Genomic DNA, 24,160 nt, shown 5'->3' on the forward strand with positions numbered 1-24,160 from the left:
ACCGCAGGCGTGATGCCACGATGGATGTGTGCCCGGTTAGGCGGTACATTCGCTTTTTTTTAGCAGGAAAACATTATGCGGATATGGATCGGGGGTCTGGCGTTGGCCATGTTGGCGGGGTGCTCGTTGCCGACTTCGTTGGTGCCGGGTGAGCCGAATGTCAGCAAGACCAGCGGCAAAGCGCCCAAAGACTATGCCGCGTGTGTCTTGCCGCTATGGCAGCAGGATGTTGCCAAAACCACGCAGACATCGATTTCCAATGGTTACCGCATTACTGCGCCAAGCATTGTTACGGCTGACGAGATCCTCGACATCGTAAAATACAAGGATGGCAGCCGGGTGTCGTTGTATCAGGGGCCGCCGTGGGCCAAGTCCGGGTCGTTGCGCAAATCGGTACGCGATTGCTTGTAACCCCCGTTGTCGACGCAAAAAAAGCAGAAACCGGATTCACGGTTTCTGCTTTTTTTTGACTTTTTTCAGGGGTGGTCAGTCTGAAATGTCGGTCAGCGCGATGGTCGCGAAGTTGCCTTTATTCTCGCGGTGATCCTGAATCCAGTCTTGCACTTGCTGGCCGAATTGCGGCGGCGCGTTGCGCCCGACCTTTCTTGCGATGTCGAGAATGGTTGGCTTGGCGAGGGCCTCTGGTTCTTGGTCTCGGGTAATGACCTGTGACAGTTGGCTACGAGCATTTTTTCAGCGTGCACTAGGCTTTTGAGTGCCAGCCCTCAAACGGGGGCGGCAGGTCTTTCAAGGAGCCGCAGATCATGGATGATCTGGTCAAAGACGTTATTCCGTTGCTGCAGTACCTCATACCCGGATTTGTCTCTACCTGGATTTTTTATACGCTCACTGCATTCAAACAACCTGACACGTTTGGGCAGATTGTGCAGGCGTTGATATTTACGTTTGTGATTCACGGGGCAGTAACAGGTATTGGTGTGGTCTGTCTGTGGGTGGGGGCGAAGGGGCTTTCTGTAGGGATATGGGATGGAAAGGCGCAGACGTCATGGGCATTCTTTTCTTCGCTGATACTTGGATTGCTGTCCTGTTGTCTGGCTACCAATGACAGGTTGCATGGCTGGTTGCGTCGCAGAAACGTAACGAAACAATCTTCCTACCCGAGTGAATGGTTCTGCGCATTTGCGCAATTTGATCGGCTCATCACCCTGCATTTGCATGACGAAAGGCGCGTCGCTGGCTGTCCGGCCGAGTGGCCGCCGGAGTCAGCCAATGGGCAGTTCCTGATCCATAATCCGCGCTGGCTCGATGCCAGTGGCCAAACGACGCCTTTTGGTGCTGAGTTTTTGCTGATAGATTCCGCGAAGGTTAAATGGGTTGAATTCAGCCCGGCATCAGAGGGTTCGTCATGACCGCCAGAGCTATGCAGTTAATGCCAAAGAAATACGAATATCTATTCTTTGGGCCCGACGGAAAACCTTTGGAAAAACCACTTTTCAAGGGGCCCAGTGCGCCTCCACCGCTAAAGCGCTGATACGTATCAGAGCGTATCCACCAACCAATCCCGAAACGCCTTTAGTGACGGCAACGCTTCGTTACGCGGCGGATACACCAGATAGTAGCTGCGACGGCTGGTGATCGGCTCACCCAGTTGCAGCAGTTCGCCATTAAGCAGTTCATCCTCCACCAGAATCCGCGGCACCAGGCCGACACCAATGTTGGCCCGCACGGCTTGAATCAGGTGCGAGGTCATTTCAAAGCTCGGGCCGATGCGCATGCTGCGGTGCGGCAGGCCGTGATAAGTGAACCACTCGGCCCAGGCCTGGGCGTTGCTGCTGACGTTGAGCAGCAACTGGCCGGTGATGTGTTGCTCGGCATTGTTGCGCTCGGCGGCCGATAGCTGCGCACTGGCGATCACCACCAGTTCTTCGGTATGCAAGGGCAGGGCCGTCAGCCCCGGCCATTCACCGCCCCCGACACAAATCGCCGCGTCGATTTCGCTGGTATCAAAGTCGATGGCTTCGATGCGCGAATGCAGGTGTACGGTCATGCCCGGGTGGGCGGTGTAGAAGTCCTTGAGTCGCGGCAACAACCACTTCGAACCGAAAGTCGGCAGCGTCGCCAGCCGCAAGCTGTGGATTCCCGAACAAAACGCCATGGCTTGCAGGGTCGCGCTGCGGATCTGTCCGAGGGCTTCGGCGAGTTCGCGTTGATACATGCGCCCGACATCCGTCAGGACGACTTTGCGTCCCTCCCGATTGAACAGGCGCATGCCCAGCATCTTCTCCAGAATCTGCACCTGACGGCTGACCGCACTTTGTGTCAGCGACAGTTCATGGGCGGCGCGGGTGTAACTTTCGTGGCGCGCGGCGGCTTCAAAGGCCAGCAATAACGACATGGAGGGGGTGAGCGTTCGCGGATTCATTCGTAAAAGTCATTAATAGCGGGTCGAATTTATGCTTGTCCCGTTGTCCTTCAGCAATGAACATGGGCGGCATGAGATGGCGGAGCCTGACGCAATCATTCGTTGCGTACAACTGTTCACCGCCGCACGGCCCGATTTTGACCGAGATACCCTGACCGATGATTGCCCAGCTGTCGCCCGCTACCGCTCTGACCACCGATTATCAGCAGTTCCTCAACGCCCTGAAGGCCAGTGGATTTCGCGGTGAGATCAGCGCTGACTACGCCAGTCGTGTGGTGCTGGCCACCGACAACTCGATCTATCAGCGCTTGCCGCAGGCCGCAGTGTTTCCCATGGACGCCGATGACGTGGCGCGGGTTGCACGACTGATCGCCGAACCGGCTTATCAGCAAGTGGTCATTACCCCGCGCGGTGGCGGCACTGGCACTAATGGCCAATCGTTGACCGACGGCATCGTCGTCGACTTGTCGCGGCACATGAACCGCATTCTGCAAATCAACGTTGAAGAGCGCTGGGTGCGGGTGCAGGCCGGGGTGGTCAAGGATCAGCTCAACGCCGCATTGAAATCCGCCGGGCTGTTTTTCGCCCCGGAGCTGTCGACCTCCAACCGCGCCACCGTTGGCGGCATGATCAACACCGATGCCAGCGGCCAGGGCAGTTGCACCTACGGCAAGACCCGTGACCACGTCCTCGAACTCGACATGATCCTGCGTGGCGGCGAGCGCCTGCACGGTTTGCCGCTTGAGGAAAACGAGCTGGCCGCACAGTGCGCCCGTGAGGATCGGGTCGGCGAAGTCTATCGTTGTGCGCGGCAGATCATTGATGAGCAGGGCGAACTGATCAAACAGCGTTTCCCCGACCTCAACCGTTGCCTGACCGGTTACGACCTGGCGCACCTGCGTGAAGCCGACAACCGCTTCAACCTCAACAGCGTGTTGTGTGGCGCCGAAGGCTCGCTCGGCTTTGTGGTCGAGGCGAAGCTGAATGTGCTGCCGATCCCCAAACACACGATGCTGGTCAATATTCGTTACGCAGGGTTCATGGACGCCTTGCGCGATGCCCGCGCACTGATGGCGCTCAAGCCACTGTCGATCGAAACCGTGGATTCGAAAGTGTTACTGCTGGCGATGCAGGACATCGTCTGGCACGGCGTGGCCGAGTATTTCCCGGAGAGCGCCGGGCGGCCGACGCTGGGCATCAACCTTGTCGAGTTCTGCGGTGATGATCCCGAAGATCTGCAGCGCAGGGTCGAAGCCTTCATCGAGCACCTGGCCAGTGACCGCACTGTCGAGCGACTCGGCCACACCCTGGCCGTTGGTCATGCGGCGGTGAACAAGGTCTACGGCATGCGCAAACGCGCGGTCGGGCTGCTCGGCAACGTTGCCGGTGAAGCGCGGCCGCAGCCGTTTGTCGAAGACACCGCCGTGCCGCCGCAGCACTTGGCCGAGTACATCGCCGAACTGCGCGACTTGCTCGACAGCCACGGTTTGCAGTACGGCATGTTCGGCCATGTCGATGCCGGCGTGCTGCACGTGCGGCCGATTCTCGACATGAAAGATCCGCAGCAAGCGGCGCTGGTGCGCCCGGTCTCCGATGGCGTCGCGGCGTTGACCCAACGTTACGGCGGCCTGCTGTGGGGCGAGCATGGCAAAGGCCTGCGTTCGGAATATGCGCCGGCGTTTTTCGGCGAACTGTATCCGGCACTGCAAGCATTGAAAGCGGCGTTTGACCCGTTCAACCAGTTCAACCCTGGGAAGATCGCTACCCCGGCCAATACCGGCGCGGCGCTGTTGAAAATCGACGAGGTGACCCTGCGTGGCGAGCTGGATCGGCAGATCGACGAGAAAGTCTGGCAGAGCTACGGCGCCGCCATGCACTGCAATGGCAACGGCGCCTGCTACAACTTCGACCCGGACGATGCGATGTGCCCGTCCTGGAAAGCCACCCGCGAACGCGCGCAATCGCCCAAGGGCCGCGCGTCGTTGATCCGCGAGTGGCTGCGCCTGCAAGGTGAGGCGGGGGTTGATGTGTTGTCGGATGCGATTCGCCGACCGGCATTTTTCAGCACATTCTGGCAGCGCTGGCGCAACAGCCGCGCACAAGCGGCGGACTTCTCCCATGAGGTCTACGACGCCATGGCCGGTTGCCTGGCGTGTAAATCCTGCGCGGGGCAATGCCCGGTGAAGGTCAACGTGCCGGAGTTTCGTTCGCGGTTTCTTGAGCTGTATCACAGCCGTTATCTGCGTCCGGCGCGGGACTATCTGATCGCCTCGCTGGAATACACCATCCCGCACATGGCGCGGATTCCGGCGCTGTACAACGGCTTGATGGGCGCCTCGTTGGTTCGCGGCATGCTCGAACGCGTCGGCGGCATGGTCGATGTGCCGTTGCTCAGCCGTTTCGATTTCCACGCGGCGATGCGGCGTTGGCAGGTGCAACCGGCGACAGTGTCGACCTTGTCTGCGCTGACTCCGGCGCAACGCGAACGCAGCGTGGTGCTGGTACAGGATGCGTTTACCCGCTATTTCGAAGCGCCGCTGCTGGCAGATCTGCTCGAACTGATTTCACGTTTGGGTTATCAGGTTTATCTGGCGCCGTTCAGCGCCAACGGCAAGCCGCTGCATGTGCAGGGCTTTTTGTCGGCGTTCAACCGTGCGGCGTTGCGCAACGCGCGGCAGTTGCGTGAGCTGGCGGACATTGGCGTACCGCTGGTGGGGCTGGATCCAGCGATGACCCTGGTGTATCGCCAGGAATATCAGAAAGTGCCCGGCATGCAGCAATGCCCGGAAGTCGCTTTGCTGCAGGAATGGCTGCTCGAGGTCATGCCGGAACAGGCCCGCCAGAGCAGTGCCGAGACGTTCCGGTTGCTGGCGCATTGCACCGAGAAAACCAATGCCCCGGCTGCCACTCGGCAATGGGAGCAAGTGTTCGAGCGGGTGGGGTTGAAACTGGCGACTCAGGCCACCGGTTGCTGCGGGATGTCTGGCACCTATGGCCACGAGGCGCGTAATCGCCAAACGTCGGCGGTGATCTACGAGCAATCCTGGGCCCGACAAATCGATGCGCCCGCAGAAAAGGGCGAGGCATTGGCCACCGGCTATTCGTGCCGCAGTCAGGTCAAGCGCCAGTCGGATCAGGCGTTGCGCCATCCGTTGCAGGTGCTGCTGGCGGTTCTGCGTCGCTGAGCGGTTCGTCGTCCGGGGCGTTGTCCCAGATCAGGCGCGGGTCGAAGCTCATTGCCGAGAGCATGGTGAACACCACCACCATGCCGAAAAACAGGATGCCCGGGCGCGGTTCGATATCGCCCAGCGCCTGGAATTTCACCAGCGCCGCGACCAGAGCCACCACCAGCACGTCGAGCATCGACCAGTAGCCGATCAGCTCGACGAAGCGGTACAGCTTCGACCGCTCGCGGCGTGCCCAGCCGCTGTCGCGTTGCACGGTGATCAGCAGCAGCGTCAGGGCGACGAACTTGACCCCCGGCACCGCGATACTGGCGATGAAGATGATCAGCGCGATGTCCCAGGCGCCGTGCTGCCAGAACTCGAGCACGCCGCTCATGATCGTGCTGTCGGAGCCACTGCCGAGCATGGTGGTGTTCATTACCGGCAGCAGGTTCGCCGGGATATAGAACACCAGCGCCGCGAGCAAGTAGGCCCAGGTGCGGGTCAGGGAATTGATCTTGCGCCGATGCAACGGGGCGTCGCAGCGCGGGCATTCGTGCGGTTCGTCGCTCATGTCGCAGGCCAGGCCGCAACTGTGGCAAAGGCACAGGTCGAGTTCGCTGGCGGTCGGTGGTCGCTTCATGAGATGTCCCAGAGGTCACGGATATCGCGGCCGGCAATGCGGATCATCATCAGGCTCAGCACGGCCAGCGCAAACAGGCCAATGCCGGGCAAGACATCGAGCAGTCCGGCCAGTTTGAACACCGCCACCATAGCCCCCAGCAAGCACACCTCAAGCATGCTCCACGGGCGCAACGTTTCCAGCCAGCGCATGCACACCTTGAATCCCGGCGCGCGTCGGGCGCTGAGGGCGTAACTCAGCACCCAGATCAGCAGCACCAGTTGAAAGGCCGGAGCGATGATGATCGAGATCGCCGCGACCATCGCCATGAAGGTGATTGGTCCCTGACTCAACGCCAGCACCGAATCCCACAGCGTTGCGCTGTTTTTCAGGCCTTTGAGGCTGATGCTCATCACCGGATAGAAGTTGGCGAACAGCCACAGCACCGCAGCCGTGAATGTCAGGGCCAGACGCTGTTCAACCGTCAACCCGCTGAAGCGCTGCAGTACACCGCCGCAACGCTGGCAGAGGGTCTTCTGATGTTTGGCGAGCGCGACTTTTTCGTACACGCAATCGCAGTGCTCGCAGATGATCAGGTGTTCGGTGTTGACCATGGACAACGGGCCTTCAGGGCAGGAACCCGTTCACTATAGACGCTGATGCCTGTGTAGGCGCTGCCGCAGGCTGCGATCAGTTGATCTTGAAAAACAAAATCAAAAGATCGCAGTCTGCGGCAGCTCCTGCAGGAGACGGTGCAAAGGCTTGGATTATTTGCGATCCAGCCACACAGTCTGCGCGTTGCAGAACTCGCGCACACCGAAGTGCGACAGCTCACGGCCGAAGCCGCTTTTCTTCACGCCACCGAAGGTCACGCGTGGGTCGCTGGCGGAATAGCCGTTGATGAACACGCCGCCGGTTTCCAGTTCGCTGGTCAATTGCTGGGCCAGTTGCACGTTGGCGGTGTACATCGTTGCGGTCAGGCCGAACTCGCTGTCGTTGGCCAAAGCGATGGCATGCGCGCAATCGCGGGCGGTGATGATCGAGGCGACCGGACCGAACAGTTCCTGTTTGAACGAGGTCATGCGGTCGGTGACGTTGGCCAGCACGGTGGGTTCGTAGTAGTTGCCCGCACCTTCAACCTTGCCGCCACCCAGCAGCAGGGTCGCGCCTTCTTCAAGGGTGTCGCGCACTTGTTGATCCAGTTCGTCACGCAGATCAAAACGCGCCATCGGGCCGATGTAAGTGTCGGCGGACAGCGGATCGCCAACCTTCAGTTTGCGTGTGGCTTCGACGAATTTGCGGGTGAACTCTTCGACTACGCCTTCTTCGATGATCAGACGCTTGGCGGCCGCGCAGACCTGGCCGGAGTTCTGGTAACGCCCGATCACGGCGGCCTGCACGGCTTCATCGATATCGGCATCGTTGAGCACGATAAACGGATCGGAGCCGCCGAGTTCCAGCACGCATTTCTTCAACGCGGCACCAGCCTGGGCGCCGATGGCCATACCGGCGCGGACACTGCCGGTCAAGGTGACGGCGGCGATACGCGGGTCAGCGATGGCGCTGGAAACACCTTCCGGAGTGACGTTGAGCACTTCAAACACGCCTGCTGCAAACCCTGCGCGGGTAAACGCGTCACGCAGCAAATAGGCGCTGCCCATCACGTTCGGCGCATGCTTGAGCACATAAGTATTGCCGGCGATCAGCGCCGGGACTGCACCGCGCAGCACTTGCCAGATCGGGAAGTTCCACGGCATCACCGCCAGAATCGGGCCGAGCGGACGGTATTCGATGCGCGCCTTGCCGCCTTCGACTTGAGTCGGTTCGGCGTTGAGCATGGCCGGGCCGTGTTCGGCGTACCACTCGCAGAGCTTGGCGCATTTTTCGATCTCACCACGAGCCTGGGCAATCGGCTTGCCCATTTCCAGGGTGATCATGGTGGCCATTTCTTCGGCGGTTTCACGCAGAGCGCCGGCCAGCGCAGTGAGGGCCCGGGAGCGATCCTGCAGCGGCTTGCGTTTCCACTTGCCAAAGCCGAACGCGGCACGGGTCAGCGCAGCGTCGAGGGCTTCTGCAGATTCAAACGCGTAGGCAGCGATCTGCTCGCCGGTGGCGGGGTTGATCGAAATGGCGTGGGTCTGGCTGGAAATCTGGCTCATGGCTTTTCATCCTGCGTGTTCAGTGAATGGGCCTAGAGTAGGGTGGTGTTTGTTTTCTGGAAACTGAATAATAAAGATTGTTTCTTTCACGATTGGAGAATGACTGTGGATCTGGTGCAGCTGGAAATCTTCAAAGCCGTTGCCGAGCACGGCAGCATCAGCGCCGCTGCGGCGCAGATCCATCGCGTGCCGTCGAACCTGACCACGCGGATCAAACAGCTTGAGCAGGATCTGGGCGTCGATCTGTTCATTCGCGAGAAAAGTCGTTTGCGTCTGTCACCGGCCGGATGGAGTTTTCTCGAGTACGCACGGCGCATTCTCGACCTGGTGCAGGAGGCCCGGGCCACTGTGGCGGGGGAAGAACCGCAAGGTGCGTTTCCCTTGGGCTCACTGGAAAGCACGGCGGCGGTGCGCATCCCCCAATTGCTCGCGGCGTACAACCAGCTCCATCCGAAAGTCGATCTGGACCTGTCCACCGGGCCGTCCGGGACGATGATCGACGGCGTACTTTCCGGGCGCCTTGCTGCTGCATTTGTCGACGGCCCGGTGCTGCATCCGGCACTGGAAGGTGTGCCGGCGTTCGAAGAAGAGATGGTCATCATCGCGCCGCTCAATCACGCTGCAGTCCAGCGCGCGGCGGATGTGAATGGCGAGAATATTTACGCGTTCCGCTCCAATTGCTCTTACCGGCATCACTTTGAAAAGTGGTTCAGCACCGACGCCGCCGTGCCCGGCAAAATCTTCGAGATGGAGTCTTACCACGGCATGCTCGCCTGCGTCAGCGCGGGCGCCGGGCTGGCGCTGATGCCGCGCAAAATGCTGCAGAGCATGCCCGGCAGCGCAACGGTGAGTGTCTGGCCATTGGCGGCGGATTTTCGCTATCTGACCACTTGGCTGGTGTGGCGGCGGGGCACGGTGTCGCGCAGTCTGAGCATGTTTGTGCGCTTGCTTGAGGCGCGTGGGGTCGTGCGTGCGGGCGATTGACGCCAGGCTTCGGCGAGGCATAAGGGGACATGACGCGACTCACGGCGTGCCGTTGCGCCCGTGCAGCAGATAGCCGGGCCGTTGGCTCAAGCGCTCGTAATAGGCGTTAACCGCCGGCAGGTGCGGATGCTGCAGCGGGGTTTCGAACCAGCGATTGACCGACAGCCCGATAGGAATATCAGCGAGCGAAAACTGCTCGCCGCTGATGTAGGCGCCTGTTTTCTCCAGCTGTTGGTCGAGGATTTTCATGGTTTTGGACCACTGCTCGATACCGTTGGCCAACGCCGCGCGATCCTGATGGTCGGGTGACTTGTGCACCAGCGATACAAACGCATACGACCACGAGCGGTTCAGCTCCGATGCCTGCCAGTCGATCCACTGATCGACCCGCGCCCGGTCTCGCGCGTCAGTCGGGTAAAGGTGCGTGCCTTCATAACGCGCCACCAGATAACGGATGATCGAATTGGATTCCCACAGGGTGAAATCACCGTCCTGAATCACCGGTACCATGGCGCAGGGGTTCAATGCGAGGAACTCAGGCGTATCGGTGGATTTAAAGCCCGAGCCCCAGTCTTCACGCTTGAAAGGAATCTGCAATTCGGCGCACGTCCACAGCACTTTACGCACGTTGATCGATGAAGCTTTACCCAATACTCGCAACATAGTATGTCCGTTGAGAAAAACGCGGCATGAAATATATAAAGCTTCACAATCGAATAGCTTTGGAAATTAATATTTTAGTTGGGGGCTGGGCCATGGATGAATCAACAAGGTGAGAGATTGATTTTTCATCTTCTCTTATTGACCTTATAAGTGATATTTCAATTGAGTTAATTGACTTTCCTGATCTTTCATATGCTGAGTTCAGCTGGTGGTCTAATTCGGCCTTCGCTAAAGCTGTACTAGTTATTGCTCGGTCTTTGAAGTCTGATATCAGGGCTAGCCAATATTTTTCGGCGTAGGAGCTTGCTCGGTCAGAAATGTTAAGTTTGTTAATATGAAAGATTAGATTTCGACGATCTCTACGGCTGAGCTTTCCACTTGCAGATGTTACAAAGTCAAGTGTGGTTGGTTCCTTTTTGACCCTTATTATCGGTGCGCCAATAAAGCAGTCTAGATATGGGTGGATTAGGCGTGGAGGATATTGTTTGAAAGTAGGGCGTGTTCTAATGATTTTTCGAAATTTGGTAGAAATAAATTTTTTCTGGTGTTTTGTGTTAGTTTGTTTTTGAAGGAGTTTTTTCTCGTGCTGAGGGAAGGTTTTAGTTTGCTGAAGAACTCCCCCTTTGCCGATTGGCATTTATTGCAAGCGGGAATAAGATTCTCAGTTAGTATAGAGAACTCGGGGAAGGCTTCTATGTTCCGCGGTAAATAATGATCAAGGGTGACATTGCTCGGGAGTCCGCAGTAGGGGCAGGATCCCAGTGCTTTGTTGGCTTTATTTCGGAAGTTGTCGATGTGCGAAAAACATTGTGCTTTACTGTCATATAGAGCGTAAAGAGCTTTGGCTGTTTTTAGAGTGAATTTTCGAGTACACAGTTGCGCCTCAGGAAGGTCTACAGAGAATTTATAATCGATAAACGACCGTCTAAGGAAGGTCTGAAGTACCCACCGATTTGAGAGTGTCAGATTTTTTGTGTGCGGGCCGGTAATGGCCTGCCGTCAGGCAGGCCGGGTTTTACCAGGTCGGCCTGATAAATCGATCTCCGTACAGAATCGCAAATTGGTTCATCGCACTCTTCCAGTCATGAGCCGCCGAGCCCCAGTTTGCCGTGATGTTACGCAGCCCAAGCCAGATCAGCTTGGTCGCTGCGTCATCCGTCGGGAAGTGGCCCCGGGTCTTGATGATCTTGCGTAGCTGAGCGTTGATGCTTTCGATAGCGTTGGTCGTATAGATCACTTTTCGAATGGCAGGCGGGAAGACAAAAAATGGAATCACTCGATCCCAGGCTCGTCTCCAGGCCGCCACCACCGTTGGGTATTGCTTACCCCAAGGGCCATTTTCAAAGGCATCCAGTGCTTCCTCAGCCGCTTCTGCGTTGATGGCTTGATAGATCGGTTTTAGCGCCTTGGCCAGCTCACGGCGCTTGTCCCACGCCGCGTAATCGAGGCTGTTGCGGATCAAGTGGACGATGCATGTTTGCAGCGTTGTTGCCGGAAATACTGCGCTTAGCGCCTCTGGCATGCCTTTGAGACCGTCAGTCACGGCGATCAGCACGTCCTCTACGCCGCGGGTCTTGAGGTCGTTGAAGACCTTCATCCAGAACTTCGCACCCTCGGTGTTTTCGATCCAGATACCAAGAATATCGCGCGTTCCATCGGGTAAAACACCCAGCGCCAAGTAAATCGCCTTGTTGCGGACAAGGCCTTCTTCTCGGATCTTGACCCGCAGCGCATCGAAGAAAATGACTGGGTACATCGGCTCAAGCGGTCGCTGTTGCCACGCACCAATTTCCTCCATCACCTCGTGCGTGACTGAGCTGATGAAGTCATGGGAAACGTCCGTCCCGTATTGCTCAGAGAGGAAAGCGCGGATTTCTCGAACGGTCATGCCTCGGGCATACATGGCGATGATCTTGTCATCAAAACCGGTGTAACGCCGCTCATGCTTGGGGATCAGAATGGGGGCAAAACTGCCATCCCGATCACGGGGAATCTCCAGCCGCAGCGGGCCATCCCCCGTCAAAATCGTCTTGCCCGTTTTGCCATTGCGCTGGTTGGTTTCATCCTCTGGGCGCTGCGCGCCCGGCGGATACCCCAGGTGGTGACCGAGCTCGGCACTCAATGCTCGCTCAATCAAGGCCTTCTTGAAGGCCGCAGAAGCGTCTTCAATAGCCTCTGCGGTAATCAGCCCCTCACCGAACTCTTCGAGCAGCTCCTTGGGGATTTTTGGTAGGTCACGCAGGGGTTTCTTTTTGGTTGGCATACATGCACCTCTTACTCATGTTATGCCCGAACACAAAATTTCTGACACCCCCACCGATTTTTCATGCCCTCGCTACTTGAGGTTTAAAAAACATGAGGCGGTCGAAAAACAGGCCTTTCCTATCCTTAATTCATGGTTCTTTCCTCTAAACGCGCTGCTTCAGGGCGATCAGCCTGCATTACAGATGCATCTCGCCCATACCCATCAACCGTTTTCGCACCATCCACAGATTCGACAACGCGAACAACGTCGTCTGCTGCGCGATGTTTTTCGACAAACCACGAAAACGCACTTTCGTATAGCCGAATTGGCGCTTGATCACGCGAAACGGATGCTCAACCTTGGCCCGTACCTGCGCTTTCGCGTATTCGATCTTGCGTCGCATACGGCCGATCAAACTCTTTTTGGTGTGCTTTTTATAGCTGCTCGGACGCGCGGCAATCGACCAGATCATCTTGCGATCCTGATGTTCAGGACGCTTGTCGACTCCGGTGTAACCCGCATCGCCGCAGACATAAGTTTCCTCGCCATGCAGCAATTGATCGACCTGCGTCGCGTCCGCCACATTGGCCGCCGTGCCCACCAGGCTATGGACTAAACCCGACTCGGCATCGACGCCGATGTGCGCTTTCATCCCGAAGAAATATTGGTTTCCTTTCTTGGTCTGATACATTTCGGAATCGCGTTTGCCGTCCTTGTTCTTGGTCGAACTCGGTGCATGAATGATCGTCGCATCGACCACGGTGCCTTGGCGCAGCATCAAACCACGATCCCCCAGATAGTCATTGATGACCTGCAAAACCCCGCCCGCCAACTCATGTTTTTCCAGCAAACGCCGGAAGTTGAGGATCGTCGTTTCATCGGGAATCCGATCCATACTCAACCCCGCGAACTGGCGCAGAATCGTCGTTTCATAAAGTGTTTCTTCCATCGCAGGATCGCTGTAGCCGAACCAGTTCTGCAGCAGATGAACCCGCAACATAGCCATCAACGGATACGCCGGACGGCCACCTTCGCCCTTCGGATAGTGTGGATCGATCAAGGCAATCAGGCCCTTCCAGGGCACCACCTGATCCATCTCGATCAGGAAGCGCTCGCGGCGGGTCTGCTTACGTTTACCGGCGTACTCGGCATCGGTGAAGGACATCTGTTTCATCAGACTCAACCGTTCGATTCGTGTGAGAAGGGGTATTTCACCAGAGATGGAAGTCTTTTTCAGACTGGGGCCACCTGCTCGCCCGGGAGAGTTGTGCGGTGTTGGAGGTCATTCAGTGGCGGACAGGGCAAGGGCAATAACCGCTCAAGATTCCAGCGGTCTTGTGCATTGATCGGATACAGGCCAGCGGCCCGACCGACGTCAGGGTGATTAACGTCGGGCGGCCGCAGGCCAAGACTGAAGCGGCTGTTAAACCTTGAAACGCGCAACCAAGCGATTCAGCTCAATCGCCAGATTGGCCATCTCACCGCATGCACTGGCGGTCTGGCTAGCGCCCGCCGAGCTCTGGATGGACAGCTCGCGAATGCTGGTCAGGTTCTGGTCGGCCTCACGGGCCACTTGGGCCTGCTCTTCAGAGGCGGTGGCGATCAGCAGGTTGCGCTCGTTGATCTGGGTAATGGCCTGAGCGATCTGCTTGAGCGAAACATCCGCATTCTGCGCCACTGAGATCGAGTTGTTGGCCATCTCCGTACTGATGTTCATCGCGCTCACCGCTTGGGTCGAGTCCGCCTGAATCGCCGTGATCATATCCTCGATTTCCTGGGTCGACTGCTGGGTTCGGTGGGCCAGTGCCCGTACTTCATCGGCCACCACCGCGAACCCGCGTCCTTGTTCGCCAGCGCGCGCGGCTTCGATGGCCGCGTTCAGTGCCAGCAGGTTGGTTTGCTCGGCAATGGCCCGAATCACTTCAACCACTTTGCTGATGTCCTGCGCCCTGCTGGACAAGGCCTTGACCTGCTCACCGGTGCTGGACACGTTGCCGGCCAGGCCTTCGATGGCTTTCAAGGTCTGCGCCACGTTCTCGATACCGGAGCGGGTGAACTCCATGGACTCGCGGGAAGATTGCGCGGCGGCTTCGGCATTGCGTGCGACCTCGTCCACTGCGGCGCTCATTTCAGTCACCGCCGTGGCCGCCTGATTGACCTCGTCGTTCTGCTGTACCAGCCCGCGGCTGGCGTCTTCCGTCACCGCCATCATTTCTTCCGAGGCCGAAGCCAGTTGGGTAGAGGAGTCAGCGATGTGGGCGATGGTTTCCCGCAAATTCGCCTGCATCTTCGACAGTGCTGCCAACAGGCGACCGGCTTCATCGCGGCCACTGGCCTCAATGTTCCTGGACAAGTCACTGCCGGCGATGCGTTCAGCCACTGCCAGAGCATCACTGATCGGCGAAGTGATGCTGCGGGTCAGCACGGTGGCCAGCACGATGGTGAGCAGCACGGTAGCCGCCAGCAGGGCAATCACCAGCGTCACGCCACCGCCGTAGACAGACGAGGCATTGATACCCGCACGCTTGGCCCCCTCGTCGTTGAAGTCCGAGAATTTGTCCATCGTCTCCTGCAGGGCGTTGGTCATAGGGGCGATGCGGGTATTGATCCAAGCGATTGCAGCGGCATTATCACCGCTTCGCAGCAGCGGCTCCAACCCATCCAGCAGTTTGAAGTACTCCTGCGCATCGGTTGCGACCGCCTGGTACAGCTCCCGCTCCGCCGACCCCGAGATCAAAGGAACGTAATTGGTGAGGGTGCTCTGGAGAGAGTTTCGATAGCCGCTCAAGGCAGCGATTTGGGTTTGCCGTTTCTGCTCATCGGTTGTCACAGTAATGCGGATGCTTTCCAAACGCAGCCGCAAGGTACCCGCCTTCATCTTACCGATCTCACGAATACTCGCCATCCAGTTTCTTTCTACATCTTGTTCGGACTCTCGGAGCTTGCCCATTTGCAGCACAGCGACAATGCCCAGTGCAAAAACCACCAGGATAATGAGTGAGAAAAATACCGCAGCCCTTGGAGCGAGGTTCATTGTCCTGACGTTCATTTTTACTCTCTTATAAAAACTATCGGTAATTCGTAGCTGTCATTCCACGCTATCGACTGAAAGTCATAGAACTATAGCCATTGATCACGCCCAGAATCTCTGCCGCCAGCTCGTGCTTTTCCAGCAGGCGACGGAAGTTGAGGATGGTGGTTTCGTAGGGACGCGCTCCAAGCTCAGCCCAGCAAACTGGTGCAGATAGTAGTCTCGTACAGTGCCTCTTCCATCGTTGGGTCGCTGTAGCCGAACCAGTTTTGTATCAGATGGACACGTAGCATCGCCATCAGCGGATAGGCCGGACGACCACCATCACCCTTCGGGAAGTACCGCTCGATCAAAGCAATCAAACTCTTCCACGGCACCGCCCGCTCCATCTCGATCAGGAACTACTCTTTAAGGGTCCGCTTGCGTTTGCCGGCGTACTCGGCATCGGCGAAAGTCATTTGCTTCATCGGAAAACTCGGCGGGTGGAGTCTGTGTTTTGCCAAAATCAGGAAGTCTTCTTCAGAGTGTCCTTAAGGAACTGATGAAAACGGGACAGACCACGTTTATAAAGTATTCTGAGGCACTTGGTCTGTCCCGATTTTGCGCCCGTTTCGGCGCGAGGCAATTGACGAAGATAAAAACGTGAGCGTAAGAAGAAGTGGGGACGGAGCACGTTTAGAAAGCACTCCGAAACCGTGGTCTGTCCCCGTTTTCACTCCTCATGCTCAGTACTTGGCGCTTGGAGGGCAGGGCAGGCAGCTGGACTCGCGTATTTCGTTGAGCATCAAAGCTGATCTGCAAGCCTATATTCTGCAAAACCTGACAGAGTCGTCGATTTTGCAGCAGGCGCAGGCAAAACTTGCCCTTCAGGCTCAAGGTGTTTCGCCCGAAAAGGCTGGCTGGATTTCGATGCTGGCGAGCGCGGCCGCCGGCAGCATGTTGATGATCAAAAATGGCGTGAAGAATACGTTGGGTGGTTCGGAGACTAAAACGATATCGGTCGATCCGACCAAGGCAGTCAAAGGTTCGCCGGAATTTGACGAACTGAATAATCCTCGCCCGAACGCTCAATATGAGCTTTCCAATGGCACCAGCTTCAGCACGAATGGCTCTGGTTTTGTCGACAACATTACTTTCCAGCCTGTGTTGGTCAAAGTCCCGCGAGATTCGCGACAGACAGCTGTCGGTAAAGAAGGGCTGCCGACTGACGTGGGTGGGCATATCCAGGCCTGCTCGCTAGGAGGTACGTGTGACAGATACAACCCGCAGGACAGTAATTTCAAAAATTCGTCTTACAAACGCTTTGATAATGAGTTGCGAGTCTCGCTGAAGGGCGGTAAGGCAATTGGGCCAGTCAGCGTACAATTTCAACGTTCTGACGCAGGCTCTGCAAGGCCTGACTCGATGGTTGTAAAGTACACAATTGATGGTGAAGCGAAAACAAGGCGCTTCCAGAACAAGAAAGGTGGATAGCGTTATGAAAGAACAACTGGAAATTTTGAATGATCTGGCTTCATTGATTTATGCAGAAGCGCCGGAGTCTTGTGAGGAGATTACCTATAAAGCAGAATCTGACGTTGAGGAGGGCTGGGTTGAATCAAGCTTTTCTTATCGTAAAGAAGGTGTTCGGCATTCGGTATTCCTGTCCGACGATTGTGAGTCCAAAGCTTCGGAACTGGTTTCCAGGTTGAATGAAGTGATGTATGCGCATGCGGGAGGCAGATGGCGCTGTTTTGTTATGAAATTCGACAGTGATCTCAAAGTCTCCACCGACTTTGAGTATTGAGAGTCATGAAAGCGGGCGGTCGCCAGATCGTCCGCTTTCATCGTGTAAATGACTGGATGGTTTACCTGAACGCCGGTAAGAATGGATTGGGACAGACCACGTTTAGAAGGTATTTCGAAAACATGGTCTGTCCCTGAGGGATCCCCACAAATCCACTGCAAGCTCTCCCAGTCTTGGCTGCCTCCGAACTCTATGCACCTAGCCAGTATTCCAGGCCAAGCCGCCACAATCAAAGCACTCGTCGTTCTCTAGAGATAAATGGGGAAAGACCACGTTTAATGTAGTTGACTGAAATAACACGTAAAAATTTTCCGTCATTTGAGCCTTGCGGCGCGCTAAGCTTTCAGTTCGACCAATTGAAAGGATTCATCGATGCCGCGTAGACCCTGAGTTTTGATACCAAGCGTGCCACTGCACTTGATTCAGAGAGAAAACAATAGGTTTGTGTGTTTTTTTACCGAGGAAGATTACCTTTTTATTTGGAACTTTTGGTCGGGCAGGCTTCTAGAAATTATTGTGATATTCATGCGTGGTGTTTAATGAACAATCACATTCATATGTTAGTCAGTCCTCATAATGGCAACAGCGCAAGAATGAACGATATTTGTTGTGCTGTTATCGATATATCGAAAATGAAACCCGTCAGAACGGAAATGGTAAATCATCCGGCGGAATATCTGTGGTCAATTTACCGTGTTAACGCACAATCAGAGCGATTACACATTGTTACCCCTCATGCTCAGTATTTGGCGCTTGGTGGGCAGGGCGGGCAGGGCGGGCAGCCGGCAGATGCTTACCGCGAACTGTTAAAAAATGACTTAAAATCAGAATTGGTTGACCAGATTCGTGACGCGACCAATGGAAGTAATGTTTTTGGTGGTTCAAAGTTTGCTGTTCATGTCGAGGCAATGATCGGTCGTCGGGTGCAGCGAGGGAGCCCGGGACGGCCAAAAAAATCGACCATCTAGTGAAAACGTGGTCTGTCCCCCGTTTTCCCTGGAACAGCTATTTTTGTATGGTGCCAGCAGAGGGGGGCTATAATTATGTCGTTATCGGCAATGATACTTTCATCAGAAAAGTTGAGCGTAGAAGATTTTAAAGAAGTCATCCTGGCCCAGGGTGGGTTCGTGAGTTCCGGTAAGCCTTTTCGGGGCAGCGTTGGCGAAGGTGATTCGAGCATATGGTTGGCCTGGCACTCAAAAGATGTACTAGACGAGTTTTATGATGCCGAAGATCAGCAAGCGTGGCAGGATGCCTTGGGGGGTACTCCGCAGATAATGATTGAGATTAACCTGGATCATACTGAACATGCGAAATTAATGTACCTGGAGGTTTTTTTGAGTTTTGCGAAAGCTTGGTCCTGTATTTTATATGACGTGGATGACGCTGTGCTTTCCCGTGGTTCGGTTTATGAAAAATACAAGCGCCTTGTGGGCGGTGTAAGAGGCGTGTAGTAATAGAGATGGCGCGCCGTTGAAGTTACGATACTCAAATAATAGGCTTGATGGTTTATGAGTGTTCGTGGATTTTATTGAGTTTGCTGGGCGGGTTCAGGGCAGTAGCAGTGGGCTTTATTGTTAACGGCTGTGCGGGGTAGAGGGCTGGTTGTGCCGGATATTATAAGTTATAAAGAGATCATGCAGCGGATGTTTTACTACTATCCTGTTTACTGTCGGAATAAGATCAGGCGGAACAAAAAGGCCGGATTTTCTTGGGTTGAAGGCGAACTTGAAGTGGGCTATGCGTTAAATGAGATGGAGGAAAGTTTTGTTAATCCAGTAGAAAATCTTATGCTCCAAACTGCAGGGCTTGTGCTCTCGGCAGGAAGGGAGCCCGAGGTTGCTTTCGATATTGCTTCTGCGGATATAAAGAAGATTATTGATGCGCACGGATTGGAGTTTCTTATGTCGCAGTTGTCTGATCAAGATGCCCGTCAGGTCAAGTCGGACTTACAGCTGTTGGACATTATTTAACGGTTTCTGAAGTCAGGTAGACTGATCGCCGGGGCGGGTGGTCCGTATACTCACTATGCCAATAGCTTGATCACATTGAGAAAAATTGGCCAAGACCTTTACGAGATCGTTGATCTTGAAATGTTCTACCGAAGTTTTGGGTGGTGTGCTGTTTTACGAAATGGACAATACGCACCTCCCGGCAACTTCTGGGACGAAGAGCCGACTCAAAACTAAAACGCCCCGAACACTGTCGGGGCGTTTTTATGTGCCGTGTTCAATCAGTAAGGCATTTAGCGAAACGCCGGCACCACGTGCTTGATAAACAGCTCCAGCGATTTCTTCTTCTCCTCATGCGGCAGGCTGTTATCACACCAGAAACTGAACTCATCCACCCCCAGCTCCTGGTAGTACCTGATCCGCGGAATGATCTCTTCCGGCGTACCAATCATCGCCGTCTTGTGCAGGCTTTCCAGCTCAAACTCCGGACGCCCGGCGAACTTCTCTTCCGGGCTCGGGGCGAGGAAGCCATTGACCGGCGTCTCCTTGTTGCCAAACCACGCATCGAACGTGCGATAGAAACGTGAGATCGCTTTCGCGCCGACTTTCCAGCCATCAGGATCGTCGGCGGTGTGTACGTGGGTGTGGCGCAGCACCATCAATTGCGGGCGCGGTACGTCCGGATTGTTGTCCAGCGCAGTCTGGAATTTGTTCTTCAGGTCGAGGACTTCTTCGTCGCCTTTCATCAATGGCGTGACCATGACGTTGCAGCCGTTGGCCACGGCGAAGTTGTGCGAGTCCGGGTCGCGGGCGGCGATCCACATCGGCGGGTTCGGCTTCTGGATCGGTTTCGGCACGCTGGTGGAGGTGGGGAATTTCCAGATGTCGCCGTCGTGGGCGTAGTCGCCTTGCCACAGGGCGCGGACCACCGGGACCATTTCCCGCAAGGCCTGGCCACCGCTTGATGCGGGCATGCCACCGGCCATGCGATCGAATTCGACTTGATAGGCGCCGCGGGCCAGACCGACTTCCATGCGGCCGTTGCTGATCACGTCAAGCAGGGCGCATTCACCGGCGACCCGCAACGGGTGCCAGAACGGCGCGATGATGGTGCCGGCGCCGAGGTGGATGGTGGTGGTTTTGGCCGCGAGGTAGGCCAACAGCGGCATCGGGCTTGGCGAGATGGTGTATTCCATGGCGTGGTGTTCGCCGATCCACACGGTGCTGAAACCGCCGGCCTCGGCCATCAGGGTCAGTTCGGTCAGGTCTTCGAACAGTTGGCGGTGGCTGACGCTTTCGTCCCAGCGTTCCATGTGGATGAACAGGGAAAATTTCATGACGCTTCCTCGGATCTTTTGTTGTTGAGGCTACGTGTGGGAGCGGGCTTGCTCGCGAATGCGGTGGATCAATCGAAATCTCTGGTGGCTGACACATCGCTTTCGGGAGCAAGCCCCCTCCCACAGTGGGTCTGTATGGGGCTGGAGTTTTGCTCAGGCCAGCACGGGCAGGGCGCCCATCTTGCCGTGGCAGTACACCAGCGGCCCGGTGTGCTGCTCGGGGACGATCAGATTCTTCACGGCGCCGACCATGATGGCGTGGTCGCCGCCTTCGTATTCGCGCCACAACTCACACTCGATGATAGCCGTCGCGTTGGCCAGGATCGGGTTGCCCAGTTCGCTCAACGTCCATTCGATGCCTTGCGCCTTGTCCTTGCCTTTACGGGCGAAGGCATAGGCTTCGCTTTGCTGGCCGCCGGACAGAACGTGAATCGCAAAGCGTTTATTTTTGATCAGTACGGGATAGGAGTCAGAACTGTAGTTGGGGCAGAACAGCACCAGCGCCGGGTCCATTGATAGCGAACTGAAGGCGCTGGCGGTCAGGCCGACAATCTGACCGTCATCGTCCAGGGTGGTGATAACGGTTACGCCGGACGGAAACGAGCCCATGACTTGTTTGTAGATGGCGGCATCGATCATTGGACAGTCCTCGGGTGATGTGACGCTGTTTTTATGTGTTTGTTGGTCTGATGGTATACCGCAATTTAATCTTTGCAAGGGCTTTTGAGCTGAACCGATAAACGTGCCGCGTTCGTCGGAAACTCAACGTTTACGGGCTTTTTGGCTATTGGGTAGGCCAGTGTTTCAGCGAGGATGACGGATCAGATAGCGCCGTAAATTACGGATCAGTCTTGTGAAAAGTTTGGAATACCATAATATGGTTCGCATCTGAGGGGCGACCAAAGAGTCCTCCCGGTTTGGCTTCATACAACGATAAGAACAGACAAACTCGAGTTCATGCATAAGTCCCAGATGTCCCGGCAAGATCCGTTGATCGAGAATCACACGGTCGACTACGTCCCACTCGCGGAACGCCACGGGAAGGCCCGCGACCTTTTCACGCTTTGGTTCAGCACCAACATTGCGCCACTGCCCATCGTCACCGGCGCGATGGTGGTTCAGGTGTTCCATCTCGATTTGCTCTGGGGGCTGCTGGCAATTGCGCTGGGGCACATGATCGGTGGCGTGGTGATTGCCCTGGCATCGGCGCAAGGCCCGCGCATGGGCATTCCGCAAATGGTCCAGAGTCGTGGCCAGTTCGGGCGCTACGGTGCGCTGTTGATCGTGTTCTTTGCGGCGATCATCTACATCGGGTTCTTCATTTCCAACATTGTGCTGGCGGGTAAATCGATCGTCGGCATTGCGCCGTCGGTGCCGGCACCGCTGAGCATTCTGATGGGTGCGCTGGCCGCCACGGCCATTGGCGTGATCGGCTACAACTTCATTCATACATTGAACCGCATCGGCACCTGGGTGATGGGCAGCGCCTTGCTGGCCGGCTTCATTTATATCTTCGCCCATGACTTGCCGGCGGACTTCCTGACTCGAGGCAGCTTCAACCTGTCCGGCTGGCTGGCGACGGTGTCGCTGGGGATTATCTGGCAGATCAGCTTTTCGCCGTACGTGTCCGACTATTCGCGTTACCTGCCGGCGGACATCGGCATTGTCAAACCGTTTTGGGCGACTTATCTGGGTGCAACGCTGGGCACGATTCTGTCGTTCAGCTTCGGCGCTGTCGCAGTGCTGGCGACGCCGGAAGGTACCGAAGCGATGGCAGCGGTCAAGCAGTCCACCGGCTGGCTGGGACCGATTCTGATGGTGTTGTTCCTGCTCAATATCATCAGCCACAACGCCCTTAATCTGTATGGCGCAGTGCTGTCGATCATCACCTCGATCCAGACCTTTGCCAGCCAATGGACACCGAGCATCAAGGTGCGGGTGGTGCTGTCGAGCGTGATCCTGGCGGGTTGCTGCGTGGTCGCGCTGGGCGCGTCGGCGGATTTCATTTCCGAGTTCATCGGTTTGATTCTGGCGCTGTTGCTGGTGCTGGTGCCGTGGGCGTCAATCAACCTGATCGACTTCTACCTGATCAAGCGAGGCTGCTACGACATCAGTTCGATCTTCCGTGCTGACGGTGGGATTTACGGGCGCTTCAACCTGCACGCGATCGTGGCGTATTTCATTGGCATCATCGTGCAGTTGCCGTTCGCCAACACTTCACTGTACGTCGGGCCGTACGCCAATCTGGTGGAGGGTGCGGACCTGTCGTGGCTGGTTGGCCTGGTGGTGACGGTTCCGTTGTATTACTGCCTGGCGACGCGTGGCCAGACTCAGCAGAGCAGGGCGGTCAGGTTGGGTTATACCGATTGATCGACGTCTGCAGTACAAGCAATGCCCGGCCAATCGCCGGGCATTGTTGTTTCCGCATCTCGGCGGACATTCAAATTGGCCACATCTATCCCCTTTTGGCCAATCGCCCACTGTGCTCGCGCTACGCTGTCAGCAAGAATCGAAGCCATAACTAAACGCTGAACCTTTTTGCCCTCGGCGACCTTTAACGCCGCTGCCGTGTACAGAACATAAAAACCATCGAACTCACGTCGCATTCTGGGGAAACAACCATGGTCACGATGAAACGTATTCTGGGTGCCACCGTGTGTGGGCTGACGCTACTGGCCAGCGCCGTCCAGGCCGAGCAGCGCGAGCTGCGGGTGTACAACTGGGCGGATTACATTCTGCCGTCCGTACCCAAGGATTTCGCTGCGAAAAGCGGTATCAAAGTGACCTGGGACACCTTCGACACCAACGAATCCCTGGAAGCCAAGCTGTTGACCGGTAACTCCGGGTATGACCTGGTGGTGCCGTCGAACCAGTTCCTCGATACACAGATCAAGGCCGGCGTGTTCCAGAAACTCGACAAGTCCAGGCTGCCGAACTGGAGTCATCAGGATCCAGAACTGTTGAAGCTGCTCGACAAGAACGACCCCGGCAACCAATACGGTGTGCCGTACATGGTTGGTACCGTGCTGATCGGTTTCAACCCGGCCAAGGTCAAGGCCGCGCTGGGCGACAATGCGCCGGTGGACAGTTGGGATCTGGTGTTCAAACCCGAGAACATGGAAAAACTCAAATCCTGCGGCGTGGCGATGCTTGATTCGCCGTCCGAGATCCTGCCGCTGGCCCTGCATTATCTGGGGCTCGATCCGAACAGCCAGAACCCCGCCGACTATGAAAAAGCCAAAGAGTTGATGCTTAAGGTTCGCCCCTACGTGACTTACTTCAACTCGGCCAAATACATGACCGACATTGCCAATGGCGATATTTGCGTAGCCATCGGTTATTCCGGCAGTTTCTACCAGTTCGGCAACCGCGCCAAAGAGGCGGGCAACGGCGTAGTGGTCGACTGGCGCTTGCCGAAGGAAGGCGCGCCGATCTGGTTCGACACCTTCGCCATTCCGAAGAGCGCGAAGAACGTTGCCGAGGCTCACGAGTTCCTCAATACCTTGCTTGATCCGAAGGTGATCGCGCCGATCAGTGATTTCCTCGGTTACCCGAACGCGAACAAGGATTCGATGGCGCTGATCAACAAGGAAATCACCGGCAACCCGAACCTGACGCCGACCCCCGAAGCGCTGAAAAACCTCTACGTGGTGCAGCCACTGCCGCAAAAACTTGAGCGCGTGCGCACTCGCGTCTGGACCAGCATCAAGTCAGACAAGTAACAATCACCGCCATTCAAATGTGGGAGCGAGCCTGCTCGCGAAAGCGGTGGGTCATTCATCTTTGATGTTGACTGGCCCGACGCCTTCGCGAGCAGGCTCGCTCCCACAGGGT

General features: G+C 56.3%; 23 protein-coding genes and 1 pseudogene. 11 read left to right on the forward strand and 13 right to left on the reverse strand.

Going from position 1 to position 24,160, the window contains the following annotated elements; all coding sequences use genetic code 11:
- The first annotated feature begins 75 nt into the window (after window positions 1-75).
- Together ATI02_RS07355 and ATI02_RS07365 are read left to right on the forward strand one after the other, a co-directional pair.
- Window positions 76-411 (forward strand): hypothetical protein, encoded by a 336-nt coding sequence (locus ATI02_RS07355; protein ID WP_095187665.1) that lies wholly within the window; start codon window positions 76-78, stop codon window positions 409-411.
- A 353-nt stretch (window positions 412-764) separates the two neighbouring features.
- Window positions 765-1,370 (forward strand): DUF6338 family protein, encoded by a 606-nt coding sequence (locus tag ATI02_RS07365; protein ID WP_100845882.1) that lies wholly within the window; start codon window positions 765-767, stop codon window positions 1,368-1,370.
- A 128-nt stretch (window positions 1,371-1,498) separates the two neighbouring features.
- Here ATI02_RS07365 and ATI02_RS07370 read toward each other — a convergent pair whose 3' ends face one another.
- Entirely contained in the window at window positions 1,499-2,383 is an 885-nt protein-coding gene (locus tag ATI02_RS07370; RefSeq protein WP_100845883.1) for a LysR substrate-binding domain-containing protein, read from the reverse strand.
- Window positions 2,384-2,541: 158 nt separating this feature from the next.
- Between ATI02_RS07370 and ydiJ the strand changes: the two genes are divergently transcribed.
- Entirely contained in the window at window positions 2,542-5,568 is a 3,027-nt protein-coding gene (gene ydiJ / locus ATI02_RS07375) for a D-2-hydroxyglutarate dehydrogenase YdiJ (RefSeq protein ID WP_100845884.1), read from the forward strand.
- Here the strand turns inward: ydiJ and ATI02_RS07380 are convergent.
- The 3 genes from ATI02_RS07380 to ATI02_RS07390 all read right to left on the reverse strand — a co-directional run bounded on the left by ATI02_RS07380 (window position 5,501) and on the right by ATI02_RS07390 (window position 8,328).
- On the reverse strand, window positions 5,501-6,190 hold the full coding sequence (locus ATI02_RS07380) for a paraquat-inducible protein A (RefSeq protein WP_100845885.1): 690 nt from the start codon (window positions 6,188-6,190) through the stop codon (window positions 5,501-5,503). The two genes, ydiJ and ATI02_RS07380, sit on opposite strands and share 68 nt — an antisense overlap.
- Window positions 6,187-6,783, reverse strand: a complete 597-nt coding sequence (locus ATI02_RS07385; protein WP_095187670.1) for a paraquat-inducible protein A — start codon at window positions 6,781-6,783, stop codon at window positions 6,187-6,189. The genes ATI02_RS07380 and ATI02_RS07385 overlap by 4 nt, the downstream gene beginning before the upstream one ends.
- Before the next feature lie 153 nt (window positions 6,784-6,936).
- On the reverse strand, window positions 6,937-8,328 hold the full coding sequence (locus ATI02_RS07390) for an aldehyde dehydrogenase family protein (protein ID WP_100845886.1): 1,392 nt from the start codon (window positions 8,326-8,328) through the stop codon (window positions 6,937-6,939).
- Between the two features lie 105 nt (window positions 8,329-8,433).
- On the opposite strand from ATI02_RS07390, the gene ptrR reads away from it, so the two are divergent.
- Complete coding sequence (ptrR, locus tag ATI02_RS07395; protein WP_095187683.1) at window positions 8,434-9,312, forward strand: putrescine utilization regulator PtrR; 879 nt, start codon at window positions 8,434-8,436, stop codon at window positions 9,310-9,312.
- A 39-nt stretch (window positions 9,313-9,351) separates the two neighbouring features.
- Here the strand turns inward: ptrR and ATI02_RS07400 are convergent, their stop codons facing one another.
- The 6 genes and pseudogenes from ATI02_RS07400 to ATI02_RS07420 form a co-directional block, all read right to left on the reverse strand.
- Entirely contained in the window at window positions 9,352-9,975 is a 624-nt protein-coding gene (locus tag ATI02_RS07400; RefSeq protein ID WP_100845887.1) for a glutathione S-transferase family protein, read from the reverse strand.
- 43 nt (window positions 9,976-10,018) lie between these two features.
- Complete coding sequence (locus ATI02_RS31940) at window positions 10,019-10,612, reverse strand: hypothetical protein (RefSeq protein WP_146166099.1); 594 nt, start codon at window positions 10,610-10,612, stop codon at window positions 10,019-10,021.
- A 378-nt stretch (window positions 10,613-10,990) separates the two neighbouring features.
- A complete protein-coding gene (locus ATI02_RS07405; RefSeq protein WP_095191982.1) occupies window positions 10,991-12,238 on the reverse strand; it encodes an IS256 family transposase in 1,248 nt (415 codons plus the stop codon).
- A 178-nt stretch (window positions 12,239-12,416) separates the two neighbouring features.
- Window positions 12,417-13,394 carry an IS5 family transposase gene (locus tag ATI02_RS07410; protein WP_100845888.1) on the reverse strand — a complete coding sequence of 326 codons (978 nt, stop codon included), beginning with the start codon at window positions 13,392-13,394 and terminating at the stop codon, window positions 12,417-12,419.
- Between the two features lie 249 nt (window positions 13,395-13,643).
- The gene (locus ATI02_RS07415; protein ID WP_100845889.1) at window positions 13,644-15,269 is read right to left on the reverse strand and encodes a methyl-accepting chemotaxis protein; all 1,626 of its coding nucleotides are present in this window, start codon (window positions 15,267-15,269) and stop codon (window positions 13,644-13,646) included.
- 73 nt (window positions 15,270-15,342) lie between these two features.
- Window positions 15,343-15,649, reverse strand: a pseudogene (locus ATI02_RS07420) (transposase); the annotation flags it as partial.
- 379 nt (window positions 15,650-16,028) lie between these two features.
- Here ATI02_RS07420 and ATI02_RS07425 point away from each other — a divergent pair.
- The 5 genes from ATI02_RS07425 (at window position 16,029) to ATI02_RS07445 (ending at window position 19,010) form a co-directional block, all read left to right on the forward strand.
- Window positions 16,029-16,724: a hypothetical protein gene (locus ATI02_RS07425; protein ID WP_146166100.1), complete on the forward strand. Its 696-nt coding sequence runs from the start codon at window positions 16,029-16,031 to the stop codon at window positions 16,722-16,724.
- 4 nt (window positions 16,725-16,728) lie between these two features.
- A complete protein-coding gene (locus ATI02_RS07430; protein ID WP_100845891.1) occupies window positions 16,729-17,037 on the forward strand; it encodes a hypothetical protein in 309 nt (102 codons plus the stop codon).
- Window positions 17,038-17,576: 539 nt separating this feature from the next.
- Entirely contained in the window at window positions 17,577-18,005 is a 429-nt protein-coding gene (locus tag ATI02_RS07435; protein WP_244196546.1) for a hypothetical protein, read from the forward strand.
- Window positions 18,006-18,080: 75 nt separating this feature from the next.
- Window positions 18,081-18,491, forward strand: coding sequence for a hypothetical protein (locus tag ATI02_RS07440; protein ID WP_107647042.1), 411 nt, complete (start codon window positions 18,081-18,083; stop codon window positions 18,489-18,491).
- 192 nt (window positions 18,492-18,683) lie between these two features.
- On the forward strand, window positions 18,684-19,010 hold the full coding sequence (locus tag ATI02_RS07445) for a hypothetical protein (RefSeq protein ID WP_146166101.1): 327 nt from the start codon (window positions 18,684-18,686) through the stop codon (window positions 19,008-19,010).
- A gap of 272 nt (window positions 19,011-19,282) precedes the next feature.
- On the opposite strand, the gene ATI02_RS07455 is transcribed toward ATI02_RS07445, so the two are convergent.
- Window positions 19,283-20,326, reverse strand: a complete 1,044-nt coding sequence (locus ATI02_RS07455) for an LLM class flavin-dependent oxidoreductase (protein WP_100845894.1) — start codon at window positions 20,324-20,326, stop codon at window positions 19,283-19,285.
- 153 nt (window positions 20,327-20,479) lie between these two features.
- Window positions 20,480-20,965 carry a flavin reductase family protein gene (locus ATI02_RS07460; protein ID WP_003225754.1) on the reverse strand — a complete coding sequence of 162 codons (486 nt, stop codon included), beginning with the start codon at window positions 20,963-20,965 and terminating at the stop codon, window positions 20,480-20,482.
- A 333-nt stretch (window positions 20,966-21,298) separates the two neighbouring features.
- Between ATI02_RS07460 and ATI02_RS07465 the strand changes: the two genes are divergently transcribed.
- Window positions 21,299-22,696, forward strand: a complete 1,398-nt coding sequence (locus ATI02_RS07465) for a purine-cytosine permease family protein (RefSeq protein WP_238156227.1) — start codon at window positions 21,299-21,301, stop codon at window positions 22,694-22,696.
- On the opposite strand, the gene ATI02_RS31945 is transcribed toward ATI02_RS07465, so the two are convergent.
- The gene (locus ATI02_RS31945) at window positions 22,684-22,932 is read right to left on the reverse strand and encodes a hypothetical protein (protein ID WP_107647043.1); all 249 of its coding nucleotides are present in this window, start codon (window positions 22,930-22,932) and stop codon (window positions 22,684-22,686) included. The genes ATI02_RS07465 and ATI02_RS31945 overlap by 13 nt on opposite strands.
- Before the next feature lie 15 nt (window positions 22,933-22,947).
- Between ATI02_RS31945 and ATI02_RS07470 the strand changes: the two genes are divergently transcribed.
- A complete protein-coding gene (locus ATI02_RS07470; RefSeq protein WP_100845896.1) occupies window positions 22,948-24,048 on the forward strand; it encodes a polyamine ABC transporter substrate-binding protein in 1,101 nt (366 codons plus the stop codon).
- The last annotated feature ends 112 nt before the right edge of the window (window positions 24,049-24,160 follow it).

It is taken from the genome of Pseudomonas baetica, assembly GCF_002813455.1.
Classification (GTDB): Bacteria; Pseudomonadota; Gammaproteobacteria; order Pseudomonadales; family Pseudomonadaceae; genus Aquipseudomonas; species Aquipseudomonas baetica.

What these genes read in the sequence shown, in the direction of transcription:
- ATI02_RS07355 (WP_095187665.1), top strand. Translation starts at nt 76, where the DNA reads ATGCGGATATGGATCGGGGGTCTGGCGTTGGCCATGTTGGCGGGGTGC.
- ATI02_RS07365 (WP_100845882.1), top strand. Translation starts at nt 765, where the DNA reads ATGGATGATCTGGTCAAAGACGTTATTCCGTTGCTGCAGTACCTCATA.
- ATI02_RS07370 (WP_100845883.1), bottom strand. Translation starts at nt 2,383, where the DNA reads ATGAATCCGCGAACGCTCACCCCCTCCATGTCGTTATTGCTGGCCTTT.
- ydiJ (WP_100845884.1), top strand. Translation starts at nt 2,542, where the DNA reads ATGATTGCCCAGCTGTCGCCCGCTACCGCTCTGACCACCGATTATCAG.
- ATI02_RS07380 (WP_100845885.1), bottom strand. Translation starts at nt 6,190, where the DNA reads ATGAAGCGACCACCGACCGCCAGCGAACTCGACCTGTGCCTTTGCCAC.
- ATI02_RS07385 (WP_095187670.1), bottom strand. Translation starts at nt 6,783, where the DNA reads ATGGTCAACACCGAACACCTGATCATCTGCGAGCACTGCGATTGCGTG.
- ATI02_RS07390 (WP_100845886.1), bottom strand. Translation starts at nt 8,328, where the DNA reads ATGAGCCAGATTTCCAGCCAGACCCACGCCATTTCGATCAACCCCGCC.
- ATI02_RS07400 (WP_100845887.1), bottom strand. Translation starts at nt 9,975, where the DNA reads ATGTTGCGAGTATTGGGTAAAGCTTCATCGATCAACGTGCGTAAAGTG.
- ATI02_RS31940 (WP_146166099.1), bottom strand. Translation starts at nt 10,612, where the DNA reads ATGCCAATCGGCAAAGGGGGAGTTCTTCAGCAAACTAAAACCTTCCCT.
- ATI02_RS07405 (WP_095191982.1), bottom strand. Translation starts at nt 12,238, where the DNA reads ATGCCAACCAAAAAGAAACCCCTGCGTGACCTACCAAAAATCCCCAAG.
- ATI02_RS07410 (WP_100845888.1), bottom strand. Translation starts at nt 13,394, where the DNA reads ATGAAACAGATGTCCTTCACCGATGCCGAGTACGCCGGTAAACGTAAG.
- ATI02_RS07415 (WP_100845889.1), bottom strand. Translation starts at nt 15,269, where the DNA reads ATGAACGTCAGGACAATGAACCTCGCTCCAAGGGCTGCGGTATTTTTC.
- ATI02_RS07430 (WP_100845891.1), top strand. Translation starts at nt 16,729, where the DNA reads ATGAAAGAACAACTGGAAATTTTGAATGATCTGGCTTCATTGATTTAT.
- ATI02_RS07435 (WP_244196546.1), top strand. Translation starts at nt 17,577, where the DNA reads ATGAACAATCACATTCATATGTTAGTCAGTCCTCATAATGGCAACAGC.
- ATI02_RS07440 (WP_107647042.1), top strand. Translation starts at nt 18,081, where the DNA reads ATGTCGTTATCGGCAATGATACTTTCATCAGAAAAGTTGAGCGTAGAA.
- ATI02_RS07445 (WP_146166101.1), top strand. Translation starts at nt 18,684, where the DNA reads ATGTTTTACTACTATCCTGTTTACTGTCGGAATAAGATCAGGCGGAAC.
- ATI02_RS07455 (WP_100845894.1), bottom strand. Translation starts at nt 20,326, where the DNA reads ATGAAATTTTCCCTGTTCATCCACATGGAACGCTGGGACGAAAGCGTC.
- ATI02_RS07460 (WP_003225754.1), bottom strand. Translation starts at nt 20,965, where the DNA reads ATGATCGATGCCGCCATCTACAAACAAGTCATGGGCTCGTTTCCGTCC.
- ATI02_RS07465 (WP_238156227.1), top strand. Translation starts at nt 21,299, where the DNA reads ATGTCCCGGCAAGATCCGTTGATCGAGAATCACACGGTCGACTACGTC.
- ATI02_RS31945 (WP_107647043.1), bottom strand. Translation starts at nt 22,932, where the DNA reads ATGCGACGTGAGTTCGATGGTTTTTATGTTCTGTACACGGCAGCGGCG.
- ATI02_RS07470 (WP_100845896.1), top strand. Translation starts at nt 22,948, where the DNA reads ATGGTCACGATGAAACGTATTCTGGGTGCCACCGTGTGTGGGCTGACG.